The organism is Inquilinus limosus MP06 (assembly GCF_000767795.1).
Lineage (GTDB): Bacteria > Pseudomonadota > Alphaproteobacteria > DSM-16000 > Inquilinaceae > Inquilinus > Inquilinus limosus_E.
In genome coordinates this window covers 1-6184 of sequence record NZ_JANX01000381.1, presented here as the reverse complement: position 1 = coordinate 6184, position 6184 = coordinate 1, and the positions used below count along the sequence as shown (strand labels likewise).

Sequence of the window (6184 nt, the reverse complement as noted above, 5' to 3'; positions counted from 1 at the left end):
GAAGGACAGGACGCGGCCCAGCCGGCCCTCGGCGATCAGCCCCTGCAGGGCCAGGAAGTCGCCGTCCCAGCGCCGGTTGTGGAACACGGTCAGCACCCGCCGCCGCTCGGCCGCCAGGGCGATCAGGTCGTCGGCCTCGGCCGCGGTCACCGTGACCGGCTTGTCGACCACGACATGCTTGCCGGCCTCCAGCGCCTTGCGGGCCACGGCGTGGTGGCTGCCGCTCGGCGTCGCCACCACCACCGCCTCGATCGACGGGTCGGCCAGCAGGGCGTCGACGGTGACGATGGGCAGGCCGGGCGGCGCGTCGATCACTGCCTCGGGGCTGCGCACCGCCGCCGCGGCCAGCTCGGTGCCGCGGCAGGCGGTGATCAGGGGCCCGTGGAAGACGCGGGCGGCGGGGCCGTAGCCGATCAGGCCGATGCGGATGGGTTTCATGCGATGCGTGCTTCCGTTCCGGCGTCGAACACCACGGCCTTGCCCATGTCGAACACCAGCCGGCTGCGCTGGCCGGGCCGGGCCTCGGCGTCGGGGCGCAGCCGGGCCAGCACCTCCTTGCCGCCCATCTCGACCACCGCGATCAGGTCCGGGCCGGTCGGCTCGGTCACCTCGATCAGGCAGTCGGCCGCCAGCGTCGGGCCGCCGCTGCTGACCGCGCCCTGCGGGTCGGTGATGTTCTCCGGCCGCAGGCCCAGGATGATCTCGCGCCCGGCGGCGCCGCGCAGCCCGTCATTGGCCGGCAGCGGCAGCACCACCTCGCCGTCATGCATCCGGTCGATGGCGGCGTGCGGGCCGCCATTGTGGTCCACCACCTTGGCCTTGATCAGGTTCATCGGCGGCGACCCCATGAAGCCGGCGACGAAGGTGTTGGCCGGGGTGTCGTAGATCTCCCGCGGCGTGCCCAGCTGCTGCAGCTCGCCGGCCCGCATCACCGCGATCCGGGTGGCCAGCGTCATCGCTTCGATCTGGTCGTGGGTGACGTAGACGATGGTCGATTTCAGCCGCTGGTGCAGTTTCTTGATCTCGGTCCGCATCTCCACCCGCAGCTTGGCGTCGAGGTTGGACAGCGGCTCGTCGAACAGGAAGATCTTGGGGTTGCGCACCAGCGCCCGGCCCATCGCCACGCGCTGGCGCTGGCCGCCGGACAGCTGGCTGGGCTTGCGCTTCAGCAGATGCTCCATCTGCAGCAGCTTCGCCACCTCGGCGATCGCCCTGGCCCGCTGCTCCTTCGGCACGCCGCGCATCTCGAGGCCGAAGCCGATGTTCTGCTCGACCGACATGTTCGGGTACAGGGCGTAGGATTGGAACACCATGGCGATGTCGCGGTCCTTCGGGTGCAGGTCGTTCACCCGCTGGCCGTCGATGGCGATGGTGCCGTCCGTGATGGTGTCCAGCCCGGCGATCATGTTCAAGAGCGTGGACTTGCCGCAGCCGGACGGGCCGACCAGCACCAGGAATTCGCCGTCGTTGATGCCGATGTTGATGCCCTTGAGGATCTCGATCGCGCCGTAGCGCTTGATCACGTTCTGGATCGTGAGAGAGGCCATGGTGCGGTTATCCCTTCACCGCGCCCGCCATCAGGCCGCGCACGAAATAGCGGCCGGCGAGCACATAGACGACGAGCGTCGGCAGCGCGGCGATGATCGCCGCGGCCATGTGGACGTTGTATTCCTTCACGCCGGTCGAGCTGTTGACGATGTTGTTCAGCGCCACGGTCACCGGCATGGCGCCGCCGCCGCCCGCGAAGGACACGCCGAACAGGAAGTCGTTCCAGATGTTGGTGAACTGCCAGATCACCGTCACCACGATGATCGGGATCGAGTTCGGCAGCAGGATCCGCCAGAAGATGCGGAAGAAGCCGGCGCCGTCGATCATCGCCGACTTCACCAGGTCGTTCGGGAAGGCGGCGTAGTAGTTGCGGAAGAACAGCGTGGTGAAGCACAGCCCGTACACCACATGGACGAAGATCAGCCCGGGCGTGGAGGAGGCGAGGCCCAGGAGCCCCAGCGTCCGCGCCATCGGCAGCAGCACGATCTGGAACGGGATGAAGCAGCCGAACAGGATCAGGGCGAAGACGATGCCGTCGCCCCTGAACCGCCATTTGGTCAGGACGTAGCCGTTCAGCGCGCCGAGCACGGCGGAGATCGCCACCGCCGGCACCGTCATCAGGATCGAGTTGAGGAAATAGCCCTTCAGCCCCTCGCAGGTCAGGCCGACGCAGGTCGTGCTCCAGGCGCTGACCCAGGGCGCCACCGTGGGCTCCTGCGGCAGCGACAGCAGGTTGCCGGCGCGCACCTCGTCCAGCGTCTTCAGTGAGGTGACGATCATGACGAAGAGCGGGAACAGGTAGATCAGCGCGAACACGCCGAGGATGGCGAACAGCCCCCAGCGCAGCGCCACCGACAGGCCCGAGCGCGGACCAGGGACCATCAATGCTGCATCAGTCACGGCGGCCACCCCGCAGCTCGGAGTAGAGATAGGGCACGATGATGGCGCTGATCGTCGCCAGCATGATCACGGCGCTGGCGGCGCCGAGGCCCATCTGGTTGCGGGTGAAGGTTAGGCTGTACATGTACAGGGCCGGCATCCAGGTCGAGGTGCCGGGGCCGCCCGCGGTCAGCGCCATCACCAGGTCGAAGCTCTTGATCGCCAGATGGGCCGAGACCACGAAGGCCGACAGGAACACCGGCCGCATCAGCGGGATGATGATCCGCCGATAGGTTTGCGGCAGCGTCGCGCCGTCGATCGCCGCGGCCTTCAGGATGTCGCTGTCGACCCCGCGCAGCCCCGCCAGGAACATCGCCATGACGAAGCCGGAGGACTGCCAGACGCCGGCGATGACGACGGTGTAGATCGCCATGTCGCCATTGATCAGCCAGTCGAAGGTGAAACTGGTCCAGCCCAGGTCGTGCATCAGCTTGTCGAGGCCGAGGCCGGGATTGAGGATCCACTTCCAGGCCGTGCCGGTGACGATGAAGGAGATCGCCATCGGGTACAGGTAGATGGTGCGCAGCGCCCCCTCGATGCGGATCCGCTGGTCCAGAAGGATCGCCAGCATCAGGCCGATCGCGGTGCTGATGCCGATATACAGCACGCCGTAGATGCCGAGATTGGCCAGCGAGATGTACCATTTCGGGTCGGACCACAGCTTCTCGTACTGGACCGGGCCGGCCCAGTTGAAGCTGGGCAGCATGGTCGAGCTGGTGAACGACAGGTACAGCGTGAACAGGATGAAGCCGTAGACGCAGATGATGGTCACGGCGAAGGACGGCGCCAGGACGAGCTTGGGCAACATCGTCTGGAGCCAATCGAATGGGGATCGGCGACCCGCGGCTGCGGGCTCGGAGATCGCGGCCATCGGCAGGCCCTCGAAGCAAGCGGGGGGCGGAAAGGCAGCGGGGACCGGCGACCGGCCGGCCCCCGCGCACGGGGGTTACTTGGCGAGCGCCACCGCGTCGACCAGGGCCTTCGCCGCATCGGCGGAGGACTGGTTCGAGTTGAAGAAGTTGGTGACGACGTCGTAGATCGCGCCCTTGACCGCAGCCGAGGCGGCGTGGCCATGCGCCAGGCTGGGCAGCATGCCGCCGGTCGACTTGAACGCGTCGCGGTCGGCCATCGACCTCTGGCCGCAGGGGTCGAACTTGTCCGGCTTGACCTCGGTGTTGGCCGGGATCGACCCCTTCACCAGGTTGAAGCTCTCCTGGAAGCTCGGGCTCTCGATGGCGCTTGCCAGCTTCAGCTGCGCGTCCTGCCGGGCCTTGTCGTCCAGGCTGAACATGGCGAACTGGTCGCTGTTGAACAGGAACGCCTTCTCGCTGCCCGGATAGGGCACGCAGACGATGTCGACGCCCGGCTTCAATCCGGCCTTGATGAACTCGCCCTTGGCCCAGTCGCCCATCACCTGCATGCCGGCCTCGCCGTTGATCACCATGGCCGAGGCCAGGTTCCAGTCGCGGCCGGAGAAGTTCGGGTCGACCCAGCCGCGCAGCACGCGGAACTGGTCGAACGCCTTCTGCATGGTGTCGCCGCCCAGGGCATCCGGGTCGAGGTCGACGAAGGCCTTCTTGTAGAAGTCGTTGCCGCCGACCGAGACGACGATCGCGTCGAAGATCGTCGATTCCTGCCAGGGCTGGCCGCCATGGGCCAAGGGGGTGATGCCGGCGTCCTTGAATTTCTTGGCCAGGGCCTGGAACTCGTCCCAGCTGGTCGGGGCCTTGCCGCCGACCTTGTCGAGCAGCTTCTTGTTGATCCACAGCCAGTTGGTGCGGTGGATGTTGACCGGCGCCGCGACCCACTTGCCGTCATAGGTCGAGAAGGCGGCGATGGCCGGCGGGATGTGGTCGGCCCAATGCTCCTTCTCGGCCAGCGGCGTCAGGTCGGCCAGCACGCCCTGCTCGGCCCAGTCATGGATCGCGGTGCCCAGCAGCTGCACCGAGGTCGGCTTGTCGCCGGCGGTCACCCGGGCGCGCAGCGCGGTCATCGCCGCATCGCCGCCGCCGCCGGCCACCGGCGCGTCCTTCCACGACACGCCTTCCTTCTGCAGCTGCTCCTTCAGGACGTTGAGGGCGGCGGCCTCGCCACCGGAGGTCCACCAGTGCATCACCTCGACCTCCTCCTTGGCCTGGGCGGCCGCGGAGGGGGCATAGGCGGCAGCGGTCAGGGCCAGGAGGCTTGCCGCGGTCGCCGTCAGATACGTCTTGAACATTCCCTGCCTTCTCCTGTTCGACGCCCGCGCAGGAACGCACAGGCATTCTCCGCCGTCGAACGCGGCGGATCTCGGCGGGGCGCGGCCCCGAACCTCGACTTTCCATCCGAACCGAACGGTCCGGCGGCGTAATGTCTCCATACGCCAAGCGGATGGGGCTGCGGAAGCCGGAATCCCTTTGTCTGACGAATGTTTAGCGGCTGAATCTCAATCATTCCGGAGAGGATTTGCGGGGCGCGGGACCGGTCGTGTCGGCGCCGCCCATGCGTCCCGGTGCCGCCAGTCCCCGGCTTATCAAATGATGTAATTCTTTCGGGGATCGAAATATTTTCTCATTTATCAAATGTTAGGGCGGGCGAAGCGAAACGGCGATATCCAATGTCTTCACGGGATGCGCGCCATTCTGGTGTGCCCGTTTCCAGAGATTTGCGACGGAAATTGGGCGGAACATAGAAACTGGTGAGGCGTTTCATCCCAGAGTTCGCACCGAAGCGGCAATCGATCGTCCGATCATTGCAGATCATCCGGAGAAGGGCCGCAGGTCCCGAGTCCGGACACGGCAAGACTTTGCCCGCGCCGGAAACGGCCGAGTGCAGGAAAGGGTGGGAGAATGACGAACAGGATCAAGGGAGCCCCGTCCGCCAGCTTCACGTCCCTGGTGTCGCCGAGGATGCCGGATCTCCGGCGCTACGCGGCATCGCTGACCCGCGACCCGACGGATGCGGAGGACCTGCTGCAGGAAACGCTGATGCGCGCCTACTGCAAGTTCCATCTGTGGCAGCCCGGCACCAACCTGATGGCCTGGCTGGTGGTGATGATGCGCCGGCTGTTCCTGTCGAAATTCGTCGGCCCGGCGAACCGGGCGTCCAGCCACTTCCCGGTCGAGGACTGCGAGATCGCGGTGCCGGTCAACCAGGAGCAGCGGGTCGAGATCGGCCGGGTGCAGGACTCCTGGTCGCGGCTGAGCCACGACCATCGCGAGGTGCTCGAGATCGTCGCGGTGGGCGGCGCCTCCTATGACGAGGCGGCCAGCACCCTCGGCGTCCCGGTCGGCACGATCCGTTCCCGCCTCGGCCGGGCGCGGCAGAGCCTGCGGCAGCTGAGCGGCGTCCACTGAGCCGGACGGCCCGGCCCCGTCGCGAAAGGGCGCCTCCGCGGCGCCCTTTTCATGTCATGCCGAGCCGGCATCGTGTTGTTCCCGTTCGTCCTCTAGACATGAGCTGATGCCACCGGCCCAGCATATCGATCCGTCATGGCGAGGCGCGGAGCGCCCCTTGAGTCTTATTGGGCCATCCAGGGCCGGTGCGAGCTGCCCTGGATGGCCGCGCCCCTTTCGGGGCTCGCCATGACGGTGATGGGATCGAAGAGCCGATCTCTAAAGCCGCTGGACTCAGCCCTCCAGCAGTTCCGCCGGCAGCTCGCCATGGCGCGCCAGGATCACCGGTTCCTCCGCCGCGTCCTGGTCCGGGCCGAGTTCCT

Annotated in this window: 6 protein-coding genes; 1 reads left to right on the top strand and 5 read right to left on the bottom strand. The window is 67.0% G+C overall.

What is annotated here, in order from left to right; genetic code table 11:
• The 5 genes from P409_RS23570 to P409_RS23550 form a co-directional block, all read right to left on the bottom strand.
• Positions 1-438: Gfo/Idh/MocA family oxidoreductase (locus tag P409_RS23570; RefSeq protein WP_034844433.1), on the bottom strand; the 438-nt coding region annotated here is incomplete at its 3' end.
• A complete protein-coding gene (locus tag P409_RS23565) occupies positions 435-1547 on the bottom strand; it encodes an ABC transporter ATP-binding protein (protein ID WP_034844431.1) in 1113 nt (370 codons plus the stop codon). The genes P409_RS23570 and P409_RS23565, both read right to left, overlap by 4 nt.
• A 7-nt stretch (positions 1548-1554) precedes the next feature.
• Positions 1555-2430, bottom strand: coding sequence for a carbohydrate ABC transporter permease (locus tag P409_RS23560; protein WP_081991744.1), 876 nt, complete (start codon positions 2428-2430; stop codon positions 1555-1557).
• A gap of 10 nt (positions 2431-2440) precedes the next feature.
• On the bottom strand, positions 2441-3295 hold the full coding sequence (locus tag P409_RS23555; protein WP_238578754.1) for a carbohydrate ABC transporter permease: 855 nt from the start codon (positions 3293-3295) through the stop codon (positions 2441-2443).
• Between the two features lie 138 nt (positions 3296-3433).
• Positions 3434-4705, bottom strand: coding sequence for an ABC transporter substrate-binding protein (locus P409_RS23550; protein ID WP_081991743.1), 1272 nt, complete (start codon positions 4703-4705; stop codon positions 3434-3436).
• Positions 4706-5315: 610 nt separating this feature from the next.
• Between P409_RS23550 and P409_RS23545 the strand changes: the two genes are divergently transcribed.
• Positions 5316-5822, top strand: coding sequence for a sigma-70 family RNA polymerase sigma factor (locus P409_RS23545; RefSeq protein ID WP_034844427.1), 507 nt, complete (start codon positions 5316-5318; stop codon positions 5820-5822).
• The last annotated feature ends 362 nt before the right edge of the window (positions 5823-6184 follow it).

What these genes read in the sequence shown, in the direction of transcription:
- P409_RS23565 (WP_034844431.1), bottom strand. Translation starts at nt 1,547, where the DNA reads ATGGCCTCTCTCACGATCCAGAACGTGATCAAGCGCTACGGCGCGATC.
- P409_RS23560 (WP_081991744.1), bottom strand. Translation starts at nt 2,430, where the DNA reads ATGGTCCCTGGTCCGCGCTCGGGCCTGTCGGTGGCGCTGCGCTGGGGG.
- P409_RS23555 (WP_238578754.1), bottom strand. Translation starts at nt 3,295, where the DNA reads ATGTTGCCCAAGCTCGTCCTGGCGCCGTCCTTCGCCGTGACCATCATC.
- P409_RS23550 (WP_081991743.1), bottom strand. Translation starts at nt 4,705, where the DNA reads ATGTTCAAGACGTATCTGACGGCGACCGCGGCAAGCCTCCTGGCCCTG.
- P409_RS23545 (WP_034844427.1), top strand. Translation starts at nt 5,316, where the DNA reads ATGACGAACAGGATCAAGGGAGCCCCGTCCGCCAGCTTCACGTCCCTG.